Raw genomic sequence first — 23582 nt, forward strand, 5'->3', positions numbered from 1 at the left:
CGGACGGGACGTGCGGCGTCAGAACTTGATGCCGCCGAGGAGGCTGGCCAGACTCTCGCCGCCGGCCATGATGCTCGGGGCGATGGCCGTGCTGGACATGTAGAAGCCGAAGAGGGCCGAGACCACGGCGTGCGACGCCTTGAGCCCGTCCTTCCGGAAGAAGAGGAAGACGATGATGCCGAGCAGGACCACGCCTGACATGGACAGGATCATTTGGGTTCTCCTGGTTCGCGGGGGACAGTCACCATGAGTACTTCCAGGGTCACAGGATGTATCCATACGACAAAAGGTGCAACTGAGTGAAAAACAGGTGTTTTCCCTCGGCTGGTGGAAGGTCCGCAGGGCTGCCTGAGCAGGAGAATCGCGTCGAACGGGGCTGTTCGTGAGCTTCGCAGCCGACGGGTCCGGCCATGTCTGCGACGAGCCAGTACGCTGACGATTCACCTGAACGGTTGTAGCGAGAGGCGGACCGGCCGATGACTGAAGCCCCCGACCCCGAAGTCGTGGAGCTGGCGACCAAGATCTTCGATCTGGCCCGCCAGGGCCAGACCGAGGAGCTTGTGGCGTACGTCGACGCGGGCGTCCCGGCCAACCTCACCAACGACCGGGGCGACTCCCTCGTGATGCTCGCCGCGTACCACGGGCACGCCGATGCGGTCCGGGCCCTGCTGGCCCGTGGCGCCGAGGCCGACCGGATCAACGACCGAGGCCAGACCCCGCTCGCGGGGGCGGCCTTCAAAGGTGAGACGGACGTGATCAGGGCACTGCTGGAGGCCGGCGCCGACCCTTCCCAGGGCACGCCGTCGGCCGTCGACACGGCCCGCATGTTCGGCAGGACAGAACTGCTGGACCTGTTCGGCGCGCGATGAGCCGACGGTCCCGAGCAGGTCAAGGGAATTTTTCCACCAGGTAAACAGACGACCACGGGGGAGGCGGTACAGGGCCGCCGGAAATTTCGGTCGCGGCAGGTAGAAGAGCCGGGTCATCATGACGTCGTGATTCACGGACGCGATGGCTGGGCAGGTGTTGCCGCACCGCGCGGGCCGTGACGCGGTCCGCATGGGCCACTGACGAGAGGCAGAGGAAAATGGTCTACAGCAAGCAGGAAACGGCGGGCGCCCCGACGCGTTGTCACGCGGCCAGGTAATGCACGTCCCCGGTTGCGTCGACGCTTGATGTGAGGCTGTTTCCCATGTTCGATCCGGTCATAGCGCCCAGCGGTACGCTGCTCGGCCTGCTCCAGAGAGGCCGCGGCGACGGCACGCTGCACGCGCTCACCGCCCCGCGCGCCGAGGCGCTCGCGGCGCTGAACCACTGTGTCCTGCGGGATCCCCGTCACGACTGGCAGGTGGAGAACCGCTCCCTTTACTACGCCCGTCTCTACCTCGACCTGCACGGCGAGCTCGACGAGATCGAGGCCCACCTCTTCGACGTCGAGGACGTCTTCGACGCCGAGGAGTCACGCACGGGCCTGGCCCTTGCCGTCCTCGGCCACCTCGCCTCCTACGGCCGGCGGGACGCCCTCGACCTGCTGCGCAGGTACGCCGCCTCGGGGACCAACTGGGCCTGGGCCCTGGACGAACTCGCCCTGCGGGACGACGATGCCGGCCTGCGTGCCCTGGCCGTGCCCGTCCTGGCCCGGTTCGCCACCGACGCCGAGGGCGAGGCCGAACTCGCCGCGGTCGTACGGGACGCCTTCGAGCCACGACCCTGGCGGCTGTGGGCCGAGGACGCCCGGGACTACGTCGCCAGGCGGGTGCGTGCCGCCCACGAGGCCGGCTGTTTCGACCGCTGGCAGCGGCAGATGAGTCCCGGTGGACCGCGCCCGGGCTGGAGTGTCCACGCCGTGTTCGAGTGGGCCCAGCAAGGGGTCGAACGCGGCGCCGCGCTCCATGTCCCCGCGGCCCGCTGCCTCTCCGCCGTGGCCGGCCCGGAGGACCGGCCCGAGATCGTCCAGGCGGCCAAGGACGGCGACGAGGGGGCGCGGTGTACAGCTCTGCGCTACCTCGCCGACTGCAATGATCCCGACGCCCTGGTCCTCATCGAACAGGCCGTCGCCACCGGCCCCGTCGCCGTGGTGGAGGCCGCCGTCGACGCCTTCGAACGGATGCGCAGCGTGGCCGCCGTCGACCGGGCCCGCGGCTGGGTCCACCGGCCCGACGCCCTCGGAGCCGCCGCCGGCCGTATGCTGGCGTGCCGGGGCGGCGTCCAGGACCGCGACCTGGTCCTCGGCGCCCTGCGCGAGGCGGTGCGCGGCGAGGGCTGCGACGCCCCGAGTCTGTGGACTCTCGTCGACGGCGCCGGACGGCTCGGCATCGCCTGCGCGGCGCCGGTGCTGCGCCACATCTACCGCGAGACGGCCTCGTCCCATCTGCGCGGTCGCTGCGCCCGGGCACTCGCCGCCACCGACCCCTCCTACGCCTCCGGCTTCGCCGTCGAATGCCTGTGGGACTGCGAGGAGGGCACCCGCGAGATCGCCGCCCGGCACGCCGAGACCGGCGACACCCGGGTCGTGGAGCGCCTGCGACGGCTGGCCGCCGACCCTGCCGAGGAGGCCGAGGTCCAGACGGCCGTGCGCAGCCGGATCGGCCCGGACGCGACGTCCGCCATGTGAACGCCGGGCAGGCCGCCGCCCGAAGAGCGGTCGGCGGCGGCCACCGGGGAGGGCGCGAGCGCGCCTGCCGGGCCGAGGCGACGGCCGTCGGCCTGCCGTCCTCCTCACCTCCTGGCGGACCGCGACCCGGCGACCCGCGCGTGCCTCGCGGCCGCGCGAGGTGCGGGCGGCAACGCAACGGATGTGCTCACGCAGACGGGCAGACCAGCAGACCGGTCGGCCGTGGTGGGGTCATGAGTGCGCCGAGCGGAACGGACGATCGTCAAGGCCCTCAAGGCCCTCAAGGCCGCCGCATCGCCGAGCCCGGCCGCGTCGAAGCGGTCGTCCCGGCGTCGCAGGCGTCCGAGTGGGGAAGGCTCCTCGAACGAGGCTGAGCCGTCTCTTCGGGCGTCCTGACGCCCTGTCGCGTCACCGTCGCCGTACGGCCACGAAGCGGACGGGCGTTCCCGGCGCGGCCTGCGCGGCGGCGGGCAGGTCGGCAGTGCGGACGACCCCGATCACCGGGTAGCCGCCGGTCGTCGGATGGTCGGCGAGGAAGACCACCGGCCGGCCGGCCGGCGGGACCTGTACGGCGCCCAGGACCATGCCCTCGCTGGCCAGTTCCCCGCCCCGGGCCCGCTCCAGGACGGGCCCCTCGGTGCGCAGGCCGATGCGGTTGCTCGCCGAGGACACGTGGAAGGTGTGGGCGGTGAAGGCGCGCAGTGCGTCCGGGGTGAACCAGTCGTCGCGGGGGCCGAGCGTCACCCGCAGGACGAGCTCGGCCGGGGGCGCCGGCTGCGGGGCGACGTCCACGCGCGCGTGCGGGGTGCCTTCGCGCCCGAGGGGCAGCACCGTGCCGTCCGTCAGCGGCGTGGGGCCGAGGCCCGAGAGGAGGTCCGTCGACCGGCTGCCGAGAACCGCCTCGACGACGATGCCGCCGGACACCGCGACGTAGCCGCGCACTCCGCGGATCGCCGGCCCGACGTCCAGCACCGCTCCGGCGGGTACCCGCACCGGCGCGCCCCAGGCGGCCGGACGGCCTCCCACGGTGACCCGGCACGGAGCCCCGCCGACCGCGACCGTCACGTCGGAACGGGGCGCGAGGGCACAGCCGGTCAGCGTGGTCTCCAGGACGGCCGCGTCGGGCGGATTGCCCACCAGCCGGTTGACCAGGGCCGCCGCGGGCCCGTCGAGCGCACCGGAACGCGGCACGCCGAGATGCGCGTGCCCGGGTCTGCCCCGGTCCTGGACGGTGGTCAGCGCCCCGGCGCGGACGACGGACATCGCACGGTCGCTCATGCCCCTTCCTCCGGTACGAAACGCACCCGGGTGCCCGGCGACAGCAGTGCGGCCGGCTCGCTCGCGTGGTCCCACAGCACCGCGTCGGTGGTGCCGATGAGCTGCCAGCCGCCCGGCGACGCCCGGGGGTACACGCCCGTGTAGGGCCCCGCCAGCGCCACCGAACCGGCCGGCACGGCGGTCCGAGGGGTCGACCTGCGGGGTACGTCGTAGCGCGAGGGCAGGCCCGTCAGATACCCGAAGCCGGGCGCGAAGCCGCAGAACGCCACCCGGAACTCCACGGCCGCGTGGATCCGGGCGACCTCCCGCTCCTGGACGCCCCACCGGGCGGCCACCTCGGCCAGGTCCGGACCGTCGTAGCGGGTCGGGATCTCCACGACCTCCTGCTCGCGCGGGGGAGCCGGCGGGACGTCCGCGGCGGCGAGCTCGGACGCCAGCCGGCCCGGGTCGGACAGGCCGTCCAGGAGGACGGTACGGGCCGCCGGGACGATCTCGCGGGCGCCGAGCAGGCCCGCCGCGTGCCGGCGCACCAGTTCGGCGTGCAGGGCCTCTGCCTCCGCACCCGACGCCACCTCGACCAGCAGGGCGTCTTCGCCGACGTGCAGGATGCGCATACTCATGCGAAGGCCTCCACCCGCACGCCCGACTCCTCGAGCCCGCGCCGCACCCGCAGGGCCAGCTCCACCGCACCGGGAGTGTCCCCGTGCAGGCACAGGGAACGCGCGCGGACGTCGATCCCGATGCCCGCCTCGGAGACGACCCGGCCGGCCCGGGCCAGGCTCACCGACCGCGCGACGATGTCGTCCGGATCGGTGACCACGGCGCTGCTCCGCCCGCGCGGCACGAGCGTGCCCTGATCGGTGTACGCGCGGTCGGCGAAGGCCTCCGGGACGGCCGCCAGCCCCGCCGCGCGGGCCAGCTCCAGCAGCCGGGAGCCGGGCAGCCCGAGGACGGGCAGCGCGGCGTCGGCGAGGAGCACTCCCTCGACCACCGCGCCGGCCTGTTCCTCGTCGTGCACGACCCGGTTGTACAGCGCGCCGTGCGGCTTCACGTACGCCACGCGCGCGCCCGCCGCCCGGGCGAACACCTCGAGGGCGCCGATCTGGTACGCCACCTCGGCGGCCAGTTCCGCGGCCGGCACGTCCATCGCGCGCCGCCCGAAACCTGCCAGGTCCCGGTAGGAGACCTGGGCGCCGATCGTGACGCCCCGCTCGACGGCCAGCGCACACACCCGCCGCATGGTGACCGCGTCCCCGGCGTGGAAGCCGCAGGCCACGTTGGCACTGGTGACGACCGACAGGAGCCGCTCGTCGTCGGTCAGCTGCCAGCGGCCGAAGCCCTCGCCGAGGTCGGCGTTCAAGTCGATCGCGGTCATCGCGGTCATGATTCCTTCGTACCTCTTTCTCAGGCCACGCGGTACTGCTCGTCGCGGGCGTCGGTGAGGAACATCTGTCCCGGGGCGTGGGTGAGGGCGAACGGCGGGCGCGAGGCCGTCACGACGGCCTGCGGGGTCACGCCGCAGGCCCAGAACACCGGGATGTCGTCCGGCTCGGCGTCCACCGGGTCGCCGAAGTCGGGACGGCCGAGGTCGACGATGCCCAGTCCCGAAGGATCGCCGCAGTGCACGGGGCCGCCGTGCACCGCCGGGAGCAGGCTGCTCTCCCGGATCGCCGTCGCCAGGTGGCGCGGCGGCACCGGCCGCATGGACACCACCAGGGGCCCGCGCAGCCGGCCCGCCGGGCGGCACTCACGACTCGTCACGTACATGGGAACGTTCCGCCCCTGCTCGACGTGCCGGATCGGGACGCCCGCCCCGGACAGAGCCCACTCGAAGGTGAAGCTGCAGCCGATCAGGAACGACACCAGGTCGTCGCGCCAGTACGCGCGCACGTCCGTCGGCTCGTCGACGAGCTCCCCGTCCTCCCACACCCGGTAGCGGGGCAGGTCGGTGCGCAGGTCCGCGCCCTCGGCGAGGACGGTCGTGACGGAGCCGGCGTCCGTGACGTCGAGGACCGGACACGGCTTCGGATTGCGCTGGCAGAACAGGAGCATGTCGTACGCCCAGTCCGCCGGCACCGAGATCAGGTTGGCCTGGGTGTGCCCGGCCGCGACCCCGGCCGTGGGGCCCGGCAGGCCCGCCCGGAAGCGGGCCCGGGCCGCGGCGGGGCTCCACGCGTGAGCGCGGTCCTCAACGAGAGTGACGGGACGGTCCGCGGGGCTCGGCGGACGGTGCTCCCGTGTGAGCGTCGGTCGGTTCACTCCAGTTCCTTTCCACGCGTCTCCGGCAGCCCCAGCAGCGCCAGGGCGGCGATGGCGTACCCGATCGCGCCGAAGACCAGCGCGCCGCCCACACCCCAGCTGTCGGCCAGGAACCCGACCGTCGTGGGGAAGACGGCGCCCACGGCGCGGCCGGTGTTGTAGGTGAAGCCCTGACCCGTGCCGCGCAGGGCGGTCGGATACAGCTCGCTCAGATACGACCCGAAGCCGCTGAAGATCGCCGACATGCAGAACCCGAGCGGGAAGCCGAGCACGAGCAGCAGGGTGTCCGCGCCGCTCGGGATGTTCGCGTACGCCAGGATGCACACCGCCGACAGCAGGGCGAACAGCCAGATGTTGCGACGCCGGCCCAGCCGGTCGGTGAGGTATCCGCCGGTCAGGTAGCCGAGGAAGGCGCCGGAGATCAGGAACGTCAGATATCCGCCGGTGCCGACCACCGACAGACCGCGTTCCGACTTCAGGTAGGTCGGCACCCAGGTCGCCAGGGTGTAGTAGCCGCCCTGCACACCGGTCGAGAGCAGTCCGGCGAACACCGTGGTCCGCAGCAGTGGCCCCCGGAAGATCGCCGGGAACGATCCCCTGTCGGCGCTTCGCGCGCGTGCGGCCTCGGCCTGCGGCGCGTCCTTCACACGGCGCCGCATCCACACCACGAGCAGGGCGGGCAGCGCGCCCGTCCAGAACATGACGCGCCAGGCCATGTCGTCGCCGACGAACGAGAAGACGAGCGTGTACGCCAGCGCCGCGAGGCCCCAGCCGACGGCCCAGGAGCTCTGGATCGCGCCGAGGGTGCGGCCCCGGTGCTTCGCGCTCGCGTACTCGGCGACCAGGATCGCGCCGACCGCCCACTCGCCGCCGAAGCCGAGGCCCTGCAGGGAGCGGAAGACCAGCAGCGTCTCGTAGCTGGGTGCGAAGCCGCAGGCGACGGTGAAGACGGCGTAGGTGATCACCGTGATCATCAGAGCCCTGACCCGGCCGATCCGGTCGGCCAGGACGCCCGCGACGGCGCCGCCGACGGCGGAGGCGATCAGCGTGACGGTGGTGAACAGGCCGGTCTGGGCGCTGTCCAGACCGAAGTACGCCGCCAGCGCCACCATGCTCAGCGGCAGCGTGAAGTAGTCGTAGGAGTCGAGGGCGTAGCCGCCGAACGCGCCGGCGAAGGCGCGCCTGCCGCGCGGTCCCAGCGCCCGCAGCCAGGCGAACGCCCCGTCGTCGGAGGAGTGTTCGGCGGCGGTGTCGAGGGCTTCGGTGGTCGGGACCGGTGAGGGAGGAGTCGTGCTCATGGGCACCTCGCTGAGGGATGACGGACGGTGCTGAGAGGTGAGCCGTGCCGTGCGTGAGGCGGGTCGCCGCGGTGGGGACGGGCGGGGCCATGAAATGAAGGTAGAGGATCGTTGAACGATCCTTCAATACCCCTGTTGTCTCGTTCTTCTGTCTGCGATTGAATTCCGGGCATGGCAGAGCAACTGGCCGGACTGGCCGACGACCGCGCCCTCCTGGGTCGTACGAGCACGGCCGAGCGGGTGTCGGACATCCTCAGGAGCCGTATCGCCGAGGGCTATTTCCCGCCGGGGACACGGCTCTCGGAGGACAGCATCGGCGGGGCGCTGGGGGTCTCCCGCAACACCCTGCGCGAGGCGTTCCGGCTGCTCACCCATGAGCGCCTGCTGGTCCACGAGCTGAACCGGGGGGTGTTCGTCCGGGTCCTGACCGTGAGGGACGTCGAGGACATCTACCGCACCCGCGCCCTCGTCGAGTGCGCCGTCGTAAGAGGGCTGGGCGAGCCCCCGTACGCGCTGGACGCCCTGCGTGCGGCGGTCACCGAGGGACAGGTGGCGACCCTCGAGAACGACTGGAAGGGACTGGGCACCGCCAACTTCCACTTCCACCGGGAGCTGGTCGCCCTGGCCGAGAGCGCGCGCACCGACGAACTGATGCGCAGCGTCTTCGCCGAGCTGCGCCTGGCCTTCCACCTCGTCGAGGATCCGCGCCGGCTGCACGAGCCCTACCTCCAGCGCAACCGCCAGATCCTGCAGGCCCTGGAGGCCGGCGACAGGGCCGAGGCGGAGAGGCTGCTCGAGGTGTACCTCGCCGACTCGCTCCAGCGGGTGGTCGAGGTCTACCGGCGGCGGGTGAGCGAGCAGCCCCCGCACGACGACCGAGGTCCTCTCGCGTCTCCGTGACGGCGGTCGCTCTGCGTCGTTTGGGTCGATGTCAGACCGAGGACCTAGTCTGTGCAGCGTGACTTCGCCTGCTTCGACGGACCGTGTTCCGCCCCAGCTCAGCGCGGCGCCGCGCCCCGCACCGGGTCCGGCCGCCGACGAGGGGCTGGCGCGGCGGCTGCGTGCGCTCGCCTGCACCGCGCCGATCCACGACCTCGACGCGCGCAAGGCCAATCTCGCGGGTGAGTACTCGGTCTACGGCATGGCGGAGATCGCCCTCGCCGCGATCGACCTCGTCACGCTGAACATGGACTTCGACACCGGCGCCGACCACGACCAGATAGTGGCGCGTCTGCTGCCGCGCATCGCCGCCCAGGCGCCCCGGAGGCCCGTCGCCGAGCACGAGCGGGTGGCCCGGTGGGTCCTGGAGAACCTGATCAACGTGGGCAGCGTCGACCGCGGCTTCCGCGCCGCCTACGGCACGTTCGCGCCCGACGGCACCTACGTGCGCCGCGACTACGACTTCAAGCTGATCGAGGAGGTCCCCGGCTACGGCGGCGCGGTCTACCTCCGGACGACCGACGAGGCGGTCAACGTCCTCGTCGGGGCCCTGGACACCGATGTCACCAGCGCGCAGATCGCCGCCGAGGTCAAGCTCGAGGTGCTCATCCGCCGCGGCCGACTCGCCGACGCCCAGCTCGCCGCCGAACAGGCCCGCTACCGCACCGTCCAGTACTCCGAGACGCTGCGCCGCGCCCTGGAGGCGACCCGGCGCAACGTGCGCGCGGTGGACTGGCTCAACGCCGTGCCCGACATGATCGCCGAGGCCCTCGACCACGTGGCCGACCGCTACCGCCACGAGAACGCGATCCTCACCAACATCCGAAAAGCCCGTGACGAGATCGAGGACGCCGAGAACAAGCGGCGGGCCGCCGAACTCGTCGACATCGTCAAGGACTGCATCCGCCGCCACACCCAGCTGCAGTCCCGGCTGCTCGAGGCCGGCCCGCTGTTCCGTGCCGAACAGGACCGGCAGGCCTTCGCCACCCCCATGACCTCGTCGGGGATAGACCTCTACGGGCACCTGGTCACTCCTGTGCTGCCGTTGCCGCTGGAACAGGCCGTCCGGGTCACCGACGCCTTCTTCGCCCGGGGGACCGGTCTGCGCACACCGGGAGCCGTACGGATGGGCGACCTCGTCGACCTGCTGCTGACGCCGCCGGTGGAGCGCGAGCACCTCGGAGCGGAGATGCCGGAACCGGACCTCATCGCCACCCCGGACGACAGCCGGTTCAGCGAGGAACAGCTGGCCGCCGCCATGAACCTGCTCGACCTGCCCGCGGACGCCCCGCGCCGGTTGTCCGGGCTGCTGGCCGAAGCGCGTCGATCCGACCCCGGACTCCCCTACCTGGTGGCCCTGCTGGCCGTGCACGCGGCCAGCCCCGCGGTCGGCACCGCCTACCGGCAGGGCGAGGAGAGACTGCTCTTCGCCGTCGACGACGGGACCGAGCTGGACGACCCCGAGTTCGGCGGGGCCGACCTGATCGTCGGCACCGCGCTGCTCGACGCCGCGGGGATGGCGGCGGACCGCACGGAGGCGGCATGAGCCGGACCGGCCACCGCGGCCACGAGTCCGCGATCACGCCCACGTATACGCACTTGCCCCCGCACACCGAGGAGCCGAAGCCGTGACCGAGCACGTCGAGTGGAGCGACACGGAGGAACCCGCTCAGGCGGCGCACACCGCCGTCACCCCCGCCGACGCCGCCGACGCGGCGCGGCTCGTCGCCTTCGGACTGCAGCCCAGACTGCAGCCCGCGCGCGACCAGGAGTACGCCGAGCTGCTGCGGCGCCACCGGGAGGACCCGGCCTTCGCGCGGCTCGCCGACGCAGTCGCCGCGGGGCTGGGCCTGATCGTGCTGGAGGTGTCCCCGCGCGCGGGCATGGCGGTCACCGCCGCCGAGGACTCGGTCTTCGCCGTTCGCATGGGCGACTACGCGCGTCGCACGTCCGCCGACGGAGGCGATCGCTTCCTGCACGGCCTCGCGCACCTCGCCGTCGCCGCGATGGCCTACCCGCGCCCCGAAGACCTGGCCGACGACGGCTACATCGGGCGGGTCAGCGTCAACGGCGTGGACGCCTTCGTACGTCAGGCCTGCCGCCGGCTGGAGGAGCGGGCGGAGCAGCAGGGCGAGAACACCGACCCCGCGAGCGACGCCCCCGGTCTGGAGGCCGCCTGGCGGATCTGGGCCAGACGCACCTCCACCGGCGCCACCAAGGACGCGCGCAGACTCGCCGGTTCCACCACCGGCATCGTCGGCAAGGCCGTCGCCTTCCTCACCGACTCCGGCTTCCTGCAGCGGACCGGCGACGACAACGGCGGCACCTATCGGACCACCGCCCGCTACCAGCTGCAGGTACGCGACATGGCGGGCGCCGCCGCCATGGCCGAGCTGCTGGAGCTGGGCGTCGTCCCGGTCACCGACGGCACCCCGACGCTGCTGCCCGCCGAGGAGAGCGACGACCTGGAACTGGTGGCCGACGCCGGACTGCCGTTCCACTCCTGAGGCACCGCCCTCCTGCGAGGCCCCGCCCTCTCCTGAGGGCTCCTCAACCCCCCTGTTCTGCCGAAGACTTACGAGAGTCCGCCATGTACGAGCTGTCCCGGGTCCGCCTCTACTCCATCGGCCCCGCCGGTGCGCGCTACGCCGACACCGTGCTTGACCTGCGGGGCGTCGGTGACGTCGTGCCCGACCCCGCACCCACGCAGGCGGAGTTCTTCGAGGAGGAGCCGGTCGGCCCGCCGCGTCGGCCGGCCCCGGCGGGCGTCCTCTTCCTGGAGAACGGGGGCGGCAAGTCCGTCCTGCTCAAGCTGATCTTCTCCGTGATGCTGCCGGGGCACCGCAACACCCTCGGCGGCGCCAGCTCCGGGGTGTTGCGCAAGTTCCTGCTCGCCGACGACTGCGGACATGTGGCGCTCGAATGGCAGCACGTGCTCACCGGCGAGTGCGTGGTCGTCGGCAAGGCGAGCGAGTGGCGCGGGCGGCAGGTGTCCAACGACCCGCGGAAGTTCGCGGAGGCCTGGTACTCGTTCAGGCCGGGGCCCGGACTGAGCCTGGACAACCTGCCCGTCGCGGAGGCCACCGCCGTCCGCCCGCCCGTCGAGGGCGCCTCCGGGGCGCAGGGCCGCCGGCGCACCATGAAGGGCTTCCGGGACGCCATCACCGAGGCCGGAAAGGCGTATCCGCACCTTGAGGTGCACTGGGAGGAGATCCACGACCGCTGGATCGAGCACCTCGGCGAACTCGGCCTCGACCCGGAGCTCTTCCGCTACCAGCGGGAGATGAACGCCGACGAGGGCGAGGCCGCCGGCCTCTTCGCGGTCAAGAAGGACTCCGACTTCACCGACCTGCTGCTGCGCGCGGTCACCGACACCCGCGACACCGACGGGCTCGCCGACCTGGTCAGCGGCTTCGGCAACAAGCTCGGCCGACGCGCCGAGCTGATCGCCGAACGGGACTTCACCGCCGGGTCGGCGGACCTGCTGGGGCGGATCGTCGAGGCCGCCGGATCGCGCTCACGCGCGCGCGAGGTGCACGCCGCGGCCGAACGGCGCACCCGCGCGCTGGCCCGCCGGCTGTCCGCGCGGGGCGTGCGGGAGAAGACGCGGGCGGGGGACCTCGCCCAGCGGGTCACAGCCGCCGCGTACGCCGTCACGCACTCCGAGGGCGCCCGGGAGCGCAGTGCGCTGATCACCGCCGAACTCGCCTTCCGGCACGCTTCGCTGGCGCTCGCCGCCGCGGAGAAGTCCGCCGCCGCGCTGAAACGCGAACTCGCCGACGCCCGCACCCTGCACTCCGCCTGGCAGGCCGCCGAGACCGTGCTGCGACACCGGGCCGCCGCCGACCGCGTCGCGCGCGTGTCCGCCGCGATCCAGGAAGCGGAACGCGACGCCGCCCCCGCGCTGGCCGCCCGCGCCAGGGCCGCCGTCGACCTCGTCCGCGCCCTGCACGCCGCCGCCGACAGCGCCGAGACCCTGGCCAACGAGGAGGAGGAGCGCTCGGCCGCCCTCCAGGAGGTCGGCGAATCCGCACACCGCGACGCCACGTCCGCCGCTACCGACGCCCAGCGCGCCCGCAGCGAGGTGGGGCACCTGCGCCAGCGGCTGTCCGAGGTCGAACAGGAAACCGCCGAAGCCGTACGCGCCGGCTGGCTCGACGACACGGCGCCCGACGCCGACCCGGCCCGCGCGGCCCTCGCGGCCAGCGACGCCGAGAAGACGGCCGTCGCCGCCTGGGACACCGCCCGCGAGACCTCGGCCCGGGCCGCCGAGCACGCGCGCGAGGCCGCCTCGGCCGAGTCCCGCGCCGAGCTCACCGCCGCCCGCGCAGCCGACGCGGCCACGGGCGCGGCGCGCTCCTACGAGGCCGAGCGGCGGCTCGCCGAATCCCTGGCCGACGAGGAACGCCTCGCGGAACTGCTCGGGCTGACCGGCCGCGGAACAGGCCCCCGGATCCCACAGCCCCGGCAGGACGGCGAGCCGGACGACAGCTCCGCGGTGACCCCTGAGGACCTGGACCGCTGCGCCGACGAACTGCGCGAACTCCTCGACGACTCCGTCTCCTCCGCCGAACGCCAGCTCTTCGAACTGCGGACCGCAGCCGCCGACGACTCCCGCATCCTCGGCGCCCTCGGCGACGGCGGACTGCTGCCGCCCGGCCCGGACGTCCTGGCCACCGTCGAGTTCCTCGGCGAACACGGCATCCCCGCGCTGCCCGGCTGGCGCTACCTCGCCCAGGCCGTCGACCCCGCCGACCACGCCCGTGTGCTCGCCGCCCGGCCCGAACTGGTCGACGGCGTGATCATCACCGACCCCGGCTCCCACGCACGCGCGCGTGAGGCGCTCGGCGACGCCGCGCTGCTGCCCCGCTCCGCCGTGGCCGTCGGCACTGCCGCCGCCCTGCTCGCCCCGACCCCGCCGGACGACCCCGACGGCGGCGCCCGGAGCGACGTCTTCCTCGTCCCGCCGAACCCGGCCATGCACGACGAGCACGCCGCCGACGAGGAGCGGCAGGCGCTGCGCGCGCGGGCGACCGAGCGCGACGAGGACATCCGCCGACTCGCCGGGCGGCTCGCCAAGGACCGGGAGCTGTCCGCTCGCCTCGCGTCCTGGCGGACCGGCTGTCCGGCCGGGCGGCTCGCCGAGCTGGCCCGGGCCGCCTTGGAGGCAGGCGCCTTCGCCGAGGAGGCCGAGGCCGAGTTGGCCGAGGCGCGCAGCCTGCGCGCGGAGGCCGAGGAGAGCGCCGCCGAAGCCGCCCGGGCCCGCGACGAACACCAGGAGGCCGCGCAGCGCGCCAGGCGGACCGCCGACGCCCTCGCCGGGCTCGCCTTCCGGTTGCGTGAACGTGCCGGCTGGCAGGTCAAGGTCCGCGAACTCGCCGACGAGGCCGCCGAGTCGGAGGCCCGCGCCCAGACCTGCCTGGAGCGCGCCCGGGCCGCGGACGAGGACCGGCGCGGCGCCCAGCGCGCCGCGGACGACGCCCGCCGTACCGCGCGTGCGTTGCGCGCCGAGCGCGCCGAGATCGCCGGAGCCCCCGACGACGTCCCGCGGGACGGCACGGCCGCGTCCACGGCGTCGCTGCCCGCGCTGCGCGAGGCCTACCGGGCCGCGTCCCTGCTGTACGAGAAGGTCGGCGTCGGCGCCGACCTGCGCGCCGAACAGGCCCGAGCGGAGAGCGACGAGAGCGCCGCCCGCACCGAGCTGGACCGGCTCAGCAACAAGGTCCGCACCCGCGCCGAACAGCTGCTCCAGTCGCCCGACGGCTCCGACGGACCCTCCCGGCAGGCCGCCGCCGCACGTGCGGAGGAGCTGGTGCAGCTCCTGGAGACCCGTATGTCCACCGCCAGCGAGCAGCTCGGACGGCTGCGCGGCGAACACGAGCGGCTCGCGCCCGAGGACGGCGAGGCGCACACCGAGCTGGCCGAGGAACTCCGGCCTCGCGACGCCGAGCACGCGCAGGCGCTGCTGCGTACGGCTACCGCCGAACTCGCCGCCCGCGCCGAGGCCTTGGACCGGTCACGCGAGACGCACGCCGAACTCCTGGCCGCACACCGCGCCGCCGAGGACGCGGCCGGCGGCTTCGACGAGATCGCCGCCATGCTCCGCGACCTGCTGCGCGAACACACCCCGGAGGAAGAGCAGGAGGAGACGGAGCCCTACCCCGGCGTCCTGGAGGAGGCGCGCAGGACGGCCGCCGAGGCCCGCCGCTCGCTGCGAGGCTGCGCCGCCGACCTCTCCACCGCGGAGTCGTCCGTACGCGAGGCGAGCGATGTGCTCGTCCGGCACGCCAACTCCACACGCTACGAGCAGGTGCGCACCCCCGCGCGTCAGCAGATCCGCGAACTTCCCGCCTCCGCGCTGCCGGAGCACGCCCAGAAGTGGGCGGACGCCTTCGCTCCCCGGCTGCGCGTCCTGACGGACGAACTGGCGCAGCTGGAACGCAACCGGGACTCGATCGTGGACCGTCTGCGGGGGCTCGTCGAGTCCGCGCTCGCCACTCTGCGCTCGGCCCAGCGGCTCTCCCGGCTGCCCGAGGGGCTCGGCGAATGGTCCGGACAGGAGTTCCTGCGCATCCGCTTCGAGGAGCCCGACCAGGCGACCCTCGTCGAGCGGCTCGGCGAGGTCATCGACGAGGCGACCCGCGCGGCCGTGAGGAAGAACTCCGACCTGCGGCGCGACGGCATGTCGCTGCTGCTGCGCGGGGTCGGCGCGGCCCTGCAGCCCAGGGGCGTCGCCGTCGAGATCCTCAAGCCGGACGCCGTCCTGCGGGCGGAGCGCGTCCCGGTCGGACAGATGGGCGACGTGTTCTCCGGCGGCCAGTTGCTCACCGCCGCCATCGCCCTGTACTGCACGATGGCGGCCCTGAGGAGCAACGACCGGGGCAGGGACAAGCACCGGCACGCCGGCACGCTGTTCCTCGACAACCCCATCGGGCGGGCCAACGCGACCTATCTGCTGGAACTCCAGAGGGCGGTCTCGGACGCGCTCGGAGTGCAGCTCCTCTACACCACCGGCCTGTTCGACACCACGGCCCTCGCGGAGTTCCCGCTGGTCATCCGTCTGCGCAATGACGCCGACCTGCGGGCAGGCCTGAAATACATCAGCGTCGAGGAACATCTGCGGCCGGGTCTGCCCCAGCAGAACCAGGCGGCGGACGGCGACGCGGTGCAGACGCACAGCGAGATCACGGCGACACGGATGTACAAACGGCCCGCACCGAACGCCGGCTGACCGGAGGTACGGCCCAAGGAGACCCCCAGGCACGTTCTCCCCGTCGACGGGCCTGCGGCATCAGGGGTGGGACAGCTGTCCGGCGCCGCTCTGCCGGAGTATCCGCTCCTGTGCCCGCTGGACGGTCCGTTCCTGTCGTCGTGCCCTGCGCTGCTCGCGTCGCAGCGCACGCGCGGTGCTGCTCGGCGTGGACACCACACCGTTGCGCTGGTTCCACACCTGGCGGGTCACCCAGACGTCGAGCGCGCCCCAGGTGGCCAGCACCGTGCTGACCACACTGCTGATCACCATGGGGAAGGCCAGCCAGGACCCGGCCAGCGTGCACAGGAAGGCGACCATGGCCTGGATCAGTGTCACGGCGATGACGAGCACCGCGCGCACGGCCGCCGTACGCACCGGGTCGGGCATGCGACGCCGTTTCGCCGTCTCCTCCACCCACAACGGCCGGTAGTCGACCCGCCGTTGCCGCGCGGAGGAGTCCGCCCCGGCGGCCGTCGGGCCCCGGTCCGGCGAACGGCCCGCGTTCGCCGCATGCGCGGAGCGCTCCGTACGCACCTGCCCGTTCGGGCTGTCGTCCTCCGGTGCCACGGGGTCCCGCAGCGCCGTACCGCCCGCCGCCGCACCGTCCTCGGACGCCTCACGCCGCTCCGCCGTGCCCATCACCGTGTCACTCCCCACCGCCAGCAGACCGCTCGCCTCCGAGTCGAAGACCCGGCTCCCCAGTGGCTGCCCGGCTTGCGCTGAATTACGCCGCCCAGGTGCGGCCTACGGCTCGTGTGGCCGATTCCGCCCCCAGTTCCCATGGAGAAGGACGATCGACGTGCCCTGATTGTTCCCTCGTTGCGAAAAATTCTGGCCAACTCGTGTGCGGAGTCGACCGGATCCGTCCGGGCCCGACACGCGTGATTCAGGGATGCCATCTCCCATAATTATTGGACAATACGCCATGTCTCGCCCTCGGTACGGAAGTTCAGGTTCCGGACGGCTCTTCGAGTTAACTGTGTGTCGGTAGTAGGCTCTCGCCGTTTGTTGACGCACATGCGTACCCCCGACCGGTGGGGGTTCGAGCTGGGGGAGGCCATGCGCTTTCGCGGGAAGTCGATCCGCCGGAAGATCGTGGCGCTGCTTCTCGTGCCGCTGGTGTCCCTGACCGCCGTCTGGGGCTTCGCCACGGTACTCACGGGCCGCGAGGCGAGTCGGCTGTTCACCGTCTCCGCCGTCGTGGAGAAGGTCGGCTACCCCCTCGAGGACACCGTCCGGGTCGTCCAGCAGGAACGCCGCCAGACCCTCGTCTACCTCGCCGACCCCCGCGCCTCCGACGCGCTGACCGCGCTGCGCCGCACCCGGACCGCCACCGACGAGGCGCTCGCCGAGATCCGTCAGAACGCGCGGGACCCCGACGTGCGTGACGTCCTGGACCAGGACGACGCCGAGGGCCTCACCGTGGTGCTGGACGGGTTCGACGGCATCGACTCGCTGCGCCGCAGCGTCGAGGAACGCGCCGTCTCACGGAATCAGGCGCTGAACCTCTACACCCAGTTGATCGACCCGTGTTACACCCTGCTGTCCCAACTGGACGTGGTCGACAGCGTGGAGATGGACAAGCAGTACCGGGCCCTCGTCAGTGTCGCCCGCGCGCGTGAACTGCTCTCCCGGGAAGACGCACTGCTCGGCTCCGCCCTGGTGGTGGGCCGGCTCCGCCGCGAGGAGACCCGTGAGGTCTCCGACCTGGTGGCCCAGCGTGAGGTGATCTACGAGATCAACCTCGCCCAACTGCCCGCCGCGGAGCGCCAGCGCTACGAGAGCTTCTGGAAGAACGCCACCACCGCCACGCTGCGCACGGCGGAACAGGCCGTCATCGGCGGCACGTCCGGCGACCTGCCCCGCGGTGTCAGCGCCCGGAACTGGGACACCGCGGCCGGAAACGTCCTCGCCGAACTCGGCGCCCTGGACGAGCAGGCCAACGACCGCTACCAGGACCGCGTTCGGCCGGTGGCGATCGAGGTCATCGTCAAGGCGGTCGTCGCGGGCGTCTTCGGGCTGATCGCCCTGCTCGTCTCCCTCGTCCTGTCCGTACGCATCGGCCGCGGCCTCATCCGCGACCTGCGTCAGCTGCGACTGGACGCCCACGAGGCGTCCGGTGTGCGACTGCCCAGCGTGATGCGCCGTCTGTCCGCGGGTGAGCAGGTCGACGTCGAGACCGAGGTACCGCGGCTGGAGTACGACAAGAACGAGATGGGCGAGGTCGGCCAGGCCCTCAACACCCTGCAGCGCGCCGCCGTCGAGGCCGCCGTCAAACAGGCCGAACTGCGCTCCGGGGTGTCCGAGGTGTTCGTCAACCTCGCCCGCCGCAGCCAGGTGCTGCTGCACAAGCAGCTCACCCTGCTCGACACCATGGAGCGCCGCACCGAGGACACGGAGGAGCTCGCCGACCTCTTCCGCCTCGACCACCTCACCACCCGCATGCGCCGGCACGCCGAGGGCCTGGTCATCCTCTCCGGCGCAGCCCCCTCCCGGCAGTGGCGCAAGCCCGTCCAGCTCATGGACATCGTGCGCGCCGCGGTCGCCGAGGTCGAGGACTACGAACGCATCGAGGTCCGCCGCCTGCCACGGCTCGCCGCGACCGGCCCGGCCGTCGCCGACCTCACCCACCTGGTGGCCGAACTCCTCGAGAACGCCACGGTGTTCTCCCCGCCGCACACCGCCGTCCAGGTGTTCGGCGACCGGGTCGCCAACGGCTTCACCCTCGAGATCCACGACCGTGGCCTCGGCATGGCACCCGAAGCGCTTCTGGAGGCGAACCTCCGGCTCGCCGAGACGCCCGAGTTCGAACTGTCCGACACCGACCGCCTCGGACTGTTCGTGGTCAGCCGCCTCGCCCAACGGCAGAACGTCCGCGTCTGCCTGCAGCCCTCGCCGTACGGCGGTACGACCGCAGTCGTCTTCATCCCCGACGCCCTCCTCACCGACGACGTCCCCGACACCAACGGCATCGGCTTCCGGCTCGACCGTCCCCGGCCCCCGAAGGAGGCAGAGCCGGCCGAGTCCCGCAGGCCCGCACTGTCCCCGGCCGCGGCGCAACTCCCCGGCATACCGGTCTCCATGCTCGACGGCCCCGTCGAACTGGAGGCGCCCGTCGGCCTGAACGCCCTCGGCGGCTTCCCCGCCGCCCTGGACGACGAGGACGACCACGGCGGGTTGTTCCGCCCCCGCCGCCCGCTCACCCGCGACGACGACCCCGCCGCCCACGCCGTCGACCACTCCCGCGCACCGGCCACCGGTCTCGGCGACCCGGTGAAGCCCGCCGACGACCCCGCCGCCCCGGTCCCGCTGCTGCCGGGTCGCCGCACGCCCAAGCTGGTCAGCTCGCACGGCCGCCCGGTGCCGGAACCGCGCCCGCTGCGTGCCGACACCGACGCCCAGGCCCCGGTTCGGCAAGGCTCCCGCCGTCCGGTGGACGAGGGCCCGGCGCCCCTGCCGTCCCGCCGCCGCGGCACGACGGCCCAGATCCCCCGCAGCGGTGGCGCGCCCGAGCGTCCCGTCCTGCCGGATCATCCGGGCCGAGGCCCGGCGCAGTCCTCCGAGCCGCCCCTGCTTCCGCGCCGCGTCCGTCAGCCGTCGACGTCCGACGGCGGCCCCGACGGCGTCGCCGGAAGCACGGATCCGGCCGCCGCCCCGACCGGCGCAACCGGCGCCTCGGGGACGGGAGCACTGCCCCGACGCGTGCGGCAGGCCAACCTGGCGCCGCAGCTGAGGCAGGGCCAGGCTCCCGAGGCTCCGAAGCCGGCCGATCCCGCCGACCGTGACGCCGACGAGGTCCGCAGTCGCATGGCCTCGCTCCAGCGTGGCTGGCAGCGCGGCCGCGTAGAGAACGCCGCGGGCGACGACGCCCACAGCGGCACAGCACCACGAGGAACGACAAAGGGGGACGGTCGATGACCGCACCGAAGGCGACCGACCACACCACCCACACCGGCGAACTGAACTGGCTCCTCGACGAGCTCGTCGACCGAGTCGCCGGCATCCGCAAGGCAGTCGTCCTCTCCGGCGACGGCCTGGCGACAGGGGTGTCCAAGGACCTGACGCGGGAGGACGGCGAGCACCTGGCCGCCGTCGCCTCCGGATTCCACAGCCTCGCCAAGGGCGTGGGCCGCCACTTCGAGGCCGGCAGCGTCCGCCAGACCGTCGTCGAACTCGACGACGCCTTCCTGTTCGTCACGGCGGCCGGCGACGGCAGCTGCCTCGCCGTCCTCTCGGACGCCGACTCGGACGTGGGCCTCGTGGCGTACGAGATGACGTTGCTGGTCAAGCGGGTCGGCGTACATCTGGCCACCACGCCGCGCACCGATCTGCCCTCCGGCGGGTAGTGAGACGGCATGAGCACAGACGGTCAGGGAAGAAGTCACTGGTTCGACGACGAGGCCGGACCGGTCGTCCGTCCGTACGCCATGACGCGCGGCCGTACCACCAGTGCGGTCCAGCACCGCCTCGACCTGATCGCGCTCGTCGTCGTCGAACCTCATGCCGACGATCCGGACGCGGACTCCTCACTGTCCCCCGAGCACGTGGACATCGTGGACCTGTGCAGGCAGGCGCCCCAGTCGGTCGCCGAACTGGCCGCCGAACTCAATCTGCCGATCGGCGTGGTGCGGGTCCTCGTGGGCGACCTCGTGGACGCCGAGTTCGTCCATGTGAACCGACCGGTGCCCCCGGCCGAACTGCCGGACGAGAGTATTCTGCGCGACGTGATCAACGGCCTCCGAGCGCTGTGAGCGGTACCGAACTGGAACGCGGACGACGACGTGACCGGCCGGCGGCCGCGGGCCGGGGACCGCGGCGGAACTCCCTCCAGTCAAGCCATCGAGCAGGAGAAGCAACCGATGACCTTCGGGCGTTCTGAGAGCGGCAAGCCGCCGGTCGAGCCCGTCACGCTCAAGATCCTGGTGGCGGGCGGATTCGGCGTGGGCAAGACCACCCTCGTCGGCTCGGTCAGCGAGATCAAACCGCTGCGCACGGAGGAGTACCTCACCGAGGCGGGCCGTCCGGTCGACGACACCACCGGCGTCGAGGGCAAGCACACCACCACCGTGGCCATGGACTTCGGGCGTATCACGTTGCGCGAGGACCTGGTGCTCTACCTGTTCGGGACACCCGGCCAGGAGCGCTTCTGGTTCATGTGGGACGAACTCTCCGAGGGGGCCCTGGGCGCCGTCGTGCTCGCCGACACCCGCCGGCTGGGGGAGTGTTTCGCCGCCGTGGACTACTTCGAGCGGCGCTCCATTCCCTTCCTCGTCGCCGTCAACTGCTTCGAGGGCTCCGCCCGTTACCCGGAGCAGGACGTCCGCGGGGCCCTCGACCTCGACGACGGTGTGCCCGTGGTGCTGTGTGACGCCCGTGACCGCAGGTCGGTCCGGGACGTGCTGGTCGGCGTCGTCCAGCACGCCATGGACTTCGGCGCCGAACGCCGCCAGACCGTCACCACCTGAGAGCGGGCCGGCCGGCTCACCGAACGGCGACACCGCGTGACGGCGCCTCAGCTGCCCGCGGAACACGGCAGGGGTCCTGGCACGCCGACCGTCGCCGGCGCCGTGCAGCCGCCCCTCACCGCACCGCGACCACCGCCGAACCGTGACCGAACAGCCCCTGGTTCGCGGTGAGGGCGACACGGGCGCCCACGACCTGGCGATCGCCCGCCTCTCCCCGCAACTGCCGGGTCACCTCGCACACCTGGGCGATCGCCTGCGCCGGCACCGCCTCCCCGAACGAGGCCAGCCCACCGCTCATGTTCACCGGTATGCGTCCGCCCGGCGAGGTCGCGCCCTCCCGAAGCAGCTTCGCGGCCTCACCGCCGCCGCACAGCCCCAGATCCTCGTACCACTGCAACTCCAGTGCGGTGGACAGGTCGTACACCTCGGCGAGCGACAGGTCCTCGGGGCCGATACCCGCCTCCTCGTAGGCGGCTCGGGCGATCGACGCCCGGAACGGCTCACCGGCCGGCTCGTTCCCCGCCGCCGAGTCGGTCGCGATGTCCGGCAGGTCCAGCACCGTGTGGGGATACCGAGGCGTCACGGTGGACACGGCCCTGATCCGCACCGGGTCGGCGACACCCCGTCGCCGGGCGAACTCCATGCTGGACAGCACCAGCGCGGCCCCGCCGTCCGAGGTCGCGCAGATGTCCAGCAACCGCAGCGGATCGCAGACCACGGCGGACGCGGCCACCTCCTCGGCCGTCACCCGCTTTCGGTAGCGTGCGTTCGGATTCAACGCCCCCGCGGCCGCGTTCTTCACCTTGACCCGCGCGAAGTCCTCGAGGGTGTCCCCGTGCACCGCCATCCGGCGCCGCGCGTACAGCCCGAAGTACGCCGGGTTGGTCGCGCCGAGCACACGGAACCGCAGCCAGTCCGGGTCGTCCTGCCGGTCGCCTCCCGCGGGCCGGAAGAAGCCCTTGGGCGCGGCGTCGGCGCCCACCACGAGCACCACGTCCGCCATCCCGGCGAGGATCTGCGCCCGCGCGGTGTCGATCGCCTGGGCCCCCGAGGCGCACGCCGCGTACACACTGGTGACCTTGGCCCCCTGCCACCCCAGGGCCTTGGCGAACGTGGCCCCGGCCACATAGCCCGGATACCCGCCCCGCACCGTGTCCGCGCCCACGATCGAGCCGATCTCCGGCCAGCCCACCTCCGCGTCCGCCAGGGCCGAGCGCGCCGCCTTCACGCCGTACTCGACGAAGCTGCGCCCCCACTTCCCCCATGGATGCATCCCCGCGCCCAGCACCGCCACGTCCGCCGTCATCCCGCCACCCCCGTAGGCCGCCACCACCAGGTCGTCCAGGTCGTCCCCATGTCCTCGTCGAGCACTCCGGGGACGACCTCCACCTCCATGCCCACCGTCAGATCGGCGACGGTGATCCGGGGAACCGCCTGTCCCAGCACCACGATCCGCTCGGACTCCAGCTCCACAGCCATCAACGCGTACGGTTCCCACGGAAGTTCCGGGTCGGTCACGTACGGTGACGGAGGCCGGTACCGGCTGTCCGTGTACGACCAGACACGTCCGCGCCGCGACAGCGGGACCTCTTCCAGGTCGCCGCCCGAACAGCCCGGGTTGCGGCAGTACGCGTCCTCGCGGGGGAAGAAGACCGACCGGCACGCCGCACAGCGCGTCCCGAGCAGCCGGAAGCCGTCTCCCTCCCCGGTGAACCACCCGGCGACCACGGGCGTGCGTGTACGTGACAAGAATGCCTCCCGGACACGAGATCTGACGGGACGTCAGATTGTGCCACGCCCACCCATGATTGGGCAGGGACAAGGCAGTACGCGGACGTCGCGGGGCTCGACTCCCTGCGCCCGGTCCTCATGGGTCCGCAGCGCCCGACCGCCCCCGTACACCGCACTCCGCAAGATCGGATACGCTCCGCCGCGTGTCCGAAACTCTGCACCCCACTTCGAACTCCGCGCGCGACTCCCACTGTTCGAGCTGCGGAGCGCCCTACGGGGAGGGTGCCACCGGCTGGCCCCGCACCTGCCGGGCCTGCACCGCCGTGGCCTACCGCAACCCGCTGCCGGTGGCCGTCGCGCTTCAGCCCGTGTACGACGCGAAGGGCACCGCCCTGGTCGTCGTCACCCGAACCATCGATCCCGCGCGCGGAGGCATAGCCCTGCCCGGCGGCTTCATCGACGACCGCGAGGACTGGCGGCACGCCGTCGCGCGCGAGCTCAAGGAAGAGACCGGCATCGACGCCGCGCCCCGTGACGTGCGGCTGGCCGACGCCATGAGTTCCCCCGACGGCCATCTGCTGCTGTTCGGGCTCCTTCCCGAGCGCCCCGCCGACCGGCTGCCCGCCTCCGCCGCCACGGACGAGACCGAGGGCTGGCACCTCCTGCGCCGGGCGGAGGAGGTGGCCTTCCCGCTGCACACGCTCGCCGTACGCGCGTTCTTCGAGGGCCGCTACATCTGAGGCCCG

The 23582-nt window shown here is 72.8% G+C and carries 20 protein-coding genes; 11 read left to right on the plus strand and 9 right to left on the minus strand.

Annotated elements, in window-relative coordinates; all coding sequences use genetic code 11:
* Window positions 1-18: 18 nt before the first annotated feature.
* A complete protein-coding gene (locus C6376_RS22300; RefSeq protein WP_107445054.1) occupies window positions 19-213 on the minus strand; it encodes a hypothetical protein in 195 nt (64 codons plus the stop codon).
* A gap of 263 nt (window positions 214-476) precedes the next feature.
* Here C6376_RS22300 and C6376_RS22305 point away from each other — a divergent pair, with 263 nt between their 5' ends.
* On the plus strand, window positions 477-869 hold the full coding sequence (locus C6376_RS22305; protein WP_107445055.1) for an ankyrin repeat domain-containing protein: 393 nt from the start codon (window positions 477-479) through the stop codon (window positions 867-869).
* A 323-nt stretch (window positions 870-1192) separates the two neighbouring features.
* On the plus strand, window positions 1193-2614 hold the full coding sequence (locus C6376_RS22310) for a hypothetical protein (protein ID WP_107445056.1): 1422 nt from the start codon (window positions 1193-1195) through the stop codon (window positions 2612-2614).
* A gap of 408 nt (window positions 2615-3022) precedes the next feature.
* On the opposite strand, the gene C6376_RS22315 is transcribed toward C6376_RS22310, so the two are convergent.
* Genes C6376_RS22315 through C6376_RS22335 form a run of 5 tightly spaced genes read right to left on the minus strand, consistent with a single transcriptional unit; the run spans window position 3023 to window position 7449 of the window.
* Complete coding sequence (locus C6376_RS22315; protein WP_107445057.1) at window positions 3023-3892, minus strand: biotin-dependent carboxyltransferase family protein; 870 nt, start codon at window positions 3890-3892, stop codon at window positions 3023-3025.
* Window positions 3889-4506, minus strand: coding sequence for an allophanate hydrolase subunit 1 (locus C6376_RS22320; RefSeq protein WP_107445058.1), 618 nt, complete (start codon window positions 4504-4506; stop codon window positions 3889-3891). The genes C6376_RS22315 and C6376_RS22320 overlap by 4 nt, the downstream gene beginning before the upstream one ends.
* A gap of 2 nt (window positions 4507-4508) precedes the next feature.
* Window positions 4509-5267: a LamB/YcsF family protein gene (locus tag C6376_RS22325; RefSeq protein WP_107449101.1), complete on the minus strand. Its 759-nt coding sequence runs from the start codon at window positions 5265-5267 to the stop codon at window positions 4509-4511.
* Window positions 5268-5296: 29 nt separating this feature from the next.
* Entirely contained in the window at window positions 5297-6151 is an 855-nt protein-coding gene (locus C6376_RS22330) for a putative hydro-lyase (protein WP_107445059.1), read from the minus strand.
* Window positions 6148-7449 (minus strand): MFS transporter, encoded by a 1302-nt coding sequence (locus tag C6376_RS22335; RefSeq protein ID WP_107445060.1) that lies wholly within the window; start codon window positions 7447-7449, stop codon window positions 6148-6150. The genes C6376_RS22330 and C6376_RS22335 overlap by 4 nt, the downstream gene beginning before the upstream one ends.
* Window positions 7450-7620: 171 nt before the next feature.
* Here C6376_RS22335 and C6376_RS22340 point away from each other — a divergent pair, with 171 nt between their 5' ends.
* From C6376_RS22340 to C6376_RS22355, 4 genes are all read left to right on the plus strand, one after another.
* Window positions 7621-8349 (plus strand): GntR family transcriptional regulator, encoded by a 729-nt coding sequence (locus tag C6376_RS22340; protein ID WP_107445061.1) that lies wholly within the window; start codon window positions 7621-7623, stop codon window positions 8347-8349.
* A gap of 58 nt (window positions 8350-8407) precedes the next feature.
* Window positions 8408-9934 (plus strand): hypothetical protein, encoded by a 1527-nt coding sequence (locus tag C6376_RS22345; protein WP_107445062.1) that lies wholly within the window; start codon window positions 8408-8410, stop codon window positions 9932-9934.
* An 82-nt stretch (window positions 9935-10016) separates the two neighbouring features.
* The gene (locus C6376_RS22350) at window positions 10017-10895 is read left to right on the plus strand and encodes a hypothetical protein (protein ID WP_107445063.1); all 879 of its coding nucleotides are present in this window, start codon (window positions 10017-10019) and stop codon (window positions 10893-10895) included.
* A gap of 83 nt (window positions 10896-10978) precedes the next feature.
* Window positions 10979-15619 carry a hypothetical protein gene (locus tag C6376_RS22355; protein ID WP_107445064.1) on the plus strand — a complete coding sequence of 1547 codons (4641 nt, stop codon included), beginning with the start codon at window positions 10979-10981 and terminating at the stop codon, window positions 15617-15619.
* A 60-nt stretch (window positions 15620-15679) separates the two neighbouring features.
* Here the strand turns inward: C6376_RS22355 and C6376_RS22360 are convergent, their stop codons facing one another.
* Window positions 15680-16279, minus strand: coding sequence for a hypothetical protein (locus C6376_RS22360; RefSeq protein ID WP_107445065.1), 600 nt, complete (start codon window positions 16277-16279; stop codon window positions 15680-15682).
* Window positions 16280-16699: 420 nt separating this feature from the next.
* Between C6376_RS22360 and C6376_RS22365 the strand changes: the two genes are divergently transcribed.
* The 4 genes from C6376_RS22365 to C6376_RS22380 all read left to right on the plus strand — a co-directional run bounded on the left by C6376_RS22365 (window position 16700) and on the right by C6376_RS22380 (window position 21105).
* Window positions 16700-19558, plus strand: a complete 2859-nt coding sequence (locus C6376_RS22365) for a nitrate- and nitrite sensing domain-containing protein (RefSeq protein ID WP_107449102.1) — start codon at window positions 16700-16702, stop codon at window positions 19556-19558.
* Window positions 19555-19986, plus strand: coding sequence for a roadblock/LC7 domain-containing protein (locus C6376_RS22370; protein ID WP_107445066.1), 432 nt, complete (start codon window positions 19555-19557; stop codon window positions 19984-19986). The genes C6376_RS22365 and C6376_RS22370 overlap by 4 nt, the downstream gene beginning before the upstream one ends.
* 9 nt (window positions 19987-19995) lie before the next feature.
* Entirely contained in the window at window positions 19996-20391 is a 396-nt protein-coding gene (locus C6376_RS22375) for a DUF742 domain-containing protein (protein WP_107445067.1), read from the plus strand.
* A 108-nt stretch (window positions 20392-20499) separates the two neighbouring features.
* Window positions 20500-21105 (plus strand): ATP/GTP-binding protein, encoded by a 606-nt coding sequence (locus C6376_RS22380; RefSeq protein ID WP_107445068.1) that lies wholly within the window; start codon window positions 20500-20502, stop codon window positions 21103-21105.
* A gap of 115 nt (window positions 21106-21220) precedes the next feature.
* Here the strand turns inward: C6376_RS22380 and C6376_RS22385 are convergent, their stop codons facing one another.
* Window positions 21221-22411 (minus strand): lipid-transfer protein, encoded by a 1191-nt coding sequence (locus C6376_RS22385; protein ID WP_107449103.1) that lies wholly within the window; start codon window positions 22409-22411, stop codon window positions 21221-21223.
* Window positions 22408-22833 carry a Zn-ribbon domain-containing OB-fold protein gene (locus tag C6376_RS22390; protein ID WP_107445069.1) on the minus strand — a complete coding sequence of 142 codons (426 nt, stop codon included), beginning with the start codon at window positions 22831-22833 and terminating at the stop codon, window positions 22408-22410. Before C6376_RS22390 ends, C6376_RS22385 begins: the two co-directional genes overlap by 4 nt.
* Window positions 22834-23039: 206 nt before the next feature.
* Between C6376_RS22390 and C6376_RS22395 the strand changes: the two genes are divergently transcribed.
* Complete coding sequence (locus tag C6376_RS22395; RefSeq protein ID WP_107445070.1) at window positions 23040-23576, plus strand: NUDIX domain-containing protein; 537 nt, start codon at window positions 23040-23042, stop codon at window positions 23574-23576.
* Window positions 23577-23582: the final 6 nt, after the last annotated feature.

Source organism: Streptomyces sp. P3 (assembly GCF_003032475.1).
GTDB lineage: Bacteria > Actinomycetota > Actinomycetes > Streptomycetales > Streptomycetaceae > Streptomyces.

Coding starts and splice junctions, on each gene's coding strand:
- C6376_RS22300 (WP_107445054.1), bottom strand. CDS start 213: ATGATCCTGTCCATGTCAGGCGTGGTCCTGCTCGGCATCATCGTCTTC.
- C6376_RS22305 (WP_107445055.1), top strand. CDS start 477: ATGACTGAAGCCCCCGACCCCGAAGTCGTGGAGCTGGCGACCAAGATC.
- C6376_RS22310 (WP_107445056.1), top strand. CDS start 1,193: ATGTTCGATCCGGTCATAGCGCCCAGCGGTACGCTGCTCGGCCTGCTC.
- C6376_RS22315 (WP_107445057.1), bottom strand. CDS start 3,892: ATGAGCGACCGTGCGATGTCCGTCGTCCGCGCCGGGGCGCTGACCACC.
- C6376_RS22320 (WP_107445058.1), bottom strand. CDS start 4,506: ATGCGCATCCTGCACGTCGGCGAAGACGCCCTGCTGGTCGAGGTGGCG.
- C6376_RS22325 (WP_107449101.1), bottom strand. CDS start 5,267: ATGACCGCGATCGACTTGAACGCCGACCTCGGCGAGGGCTTCGGCCGC.
- C6376_RS22335 (WP_107445060.1), bottom strand. CDS start 7,449: ATGAGCACGACTCCTCCCTCACCGGTCCCGACCACCGAAGCCCTCGAC.
- C6376_RS22340 (WP_107445061.1), top strand. CDS start 7,621: ATGGCAGAGCAACTGGCCGGACTGGCCGACGACCGCGCCCTCCTGGGT.
- C6376_RS22355 (WP_107445064.1), top strand. CDS start 10,979: ATGTACGAGCTGTCCCGGGTCCGCCTCTACTCCATCGGCCCCGCCGGT.
- C6376_RS22360 (WP_107445065.1), bottom strand. CDS start 16,279: ATGGGCACGGCGGAGCGGCGTGAGGCGTCCGAGGACGGTGCGGCGGCG.
- C6376_RS22365 (WP_107449102.1), top strand. CDS start 16,700: ATGCGCTTTCGCGGGAAGTCGATCCGCCGGAAGATCGTGGCGCTGCTT.
- C6376_RS22370 (WP_107445066.1), top strand. CDS start 19,555: ATGACCGCACCGAAGGCGACCGACCACACCACCCACACCGGCGAACTG.
- C6376_RS22375 (WP_107445067.1), top strand. CDS start 19,996: ATGAGCACAGACGGTCAGGGAAGAAGTCACTGGTTCGACGACGAGGCC.
- C6376_RS22380 (WP_107445068.1), top strand. CDS start 20,500: ATGACCTTCGGGCGTTCTGAGAGCGGCAAGCCGCCGGTCGAGCCCGTC.
- C6376_RS22385 (WP_107449103.1), bottom strand. CDS start 22,411: ATGACGGCGGACGTGGCGGTGCTGGGCGCGGGGATGCATCCATGGGGG.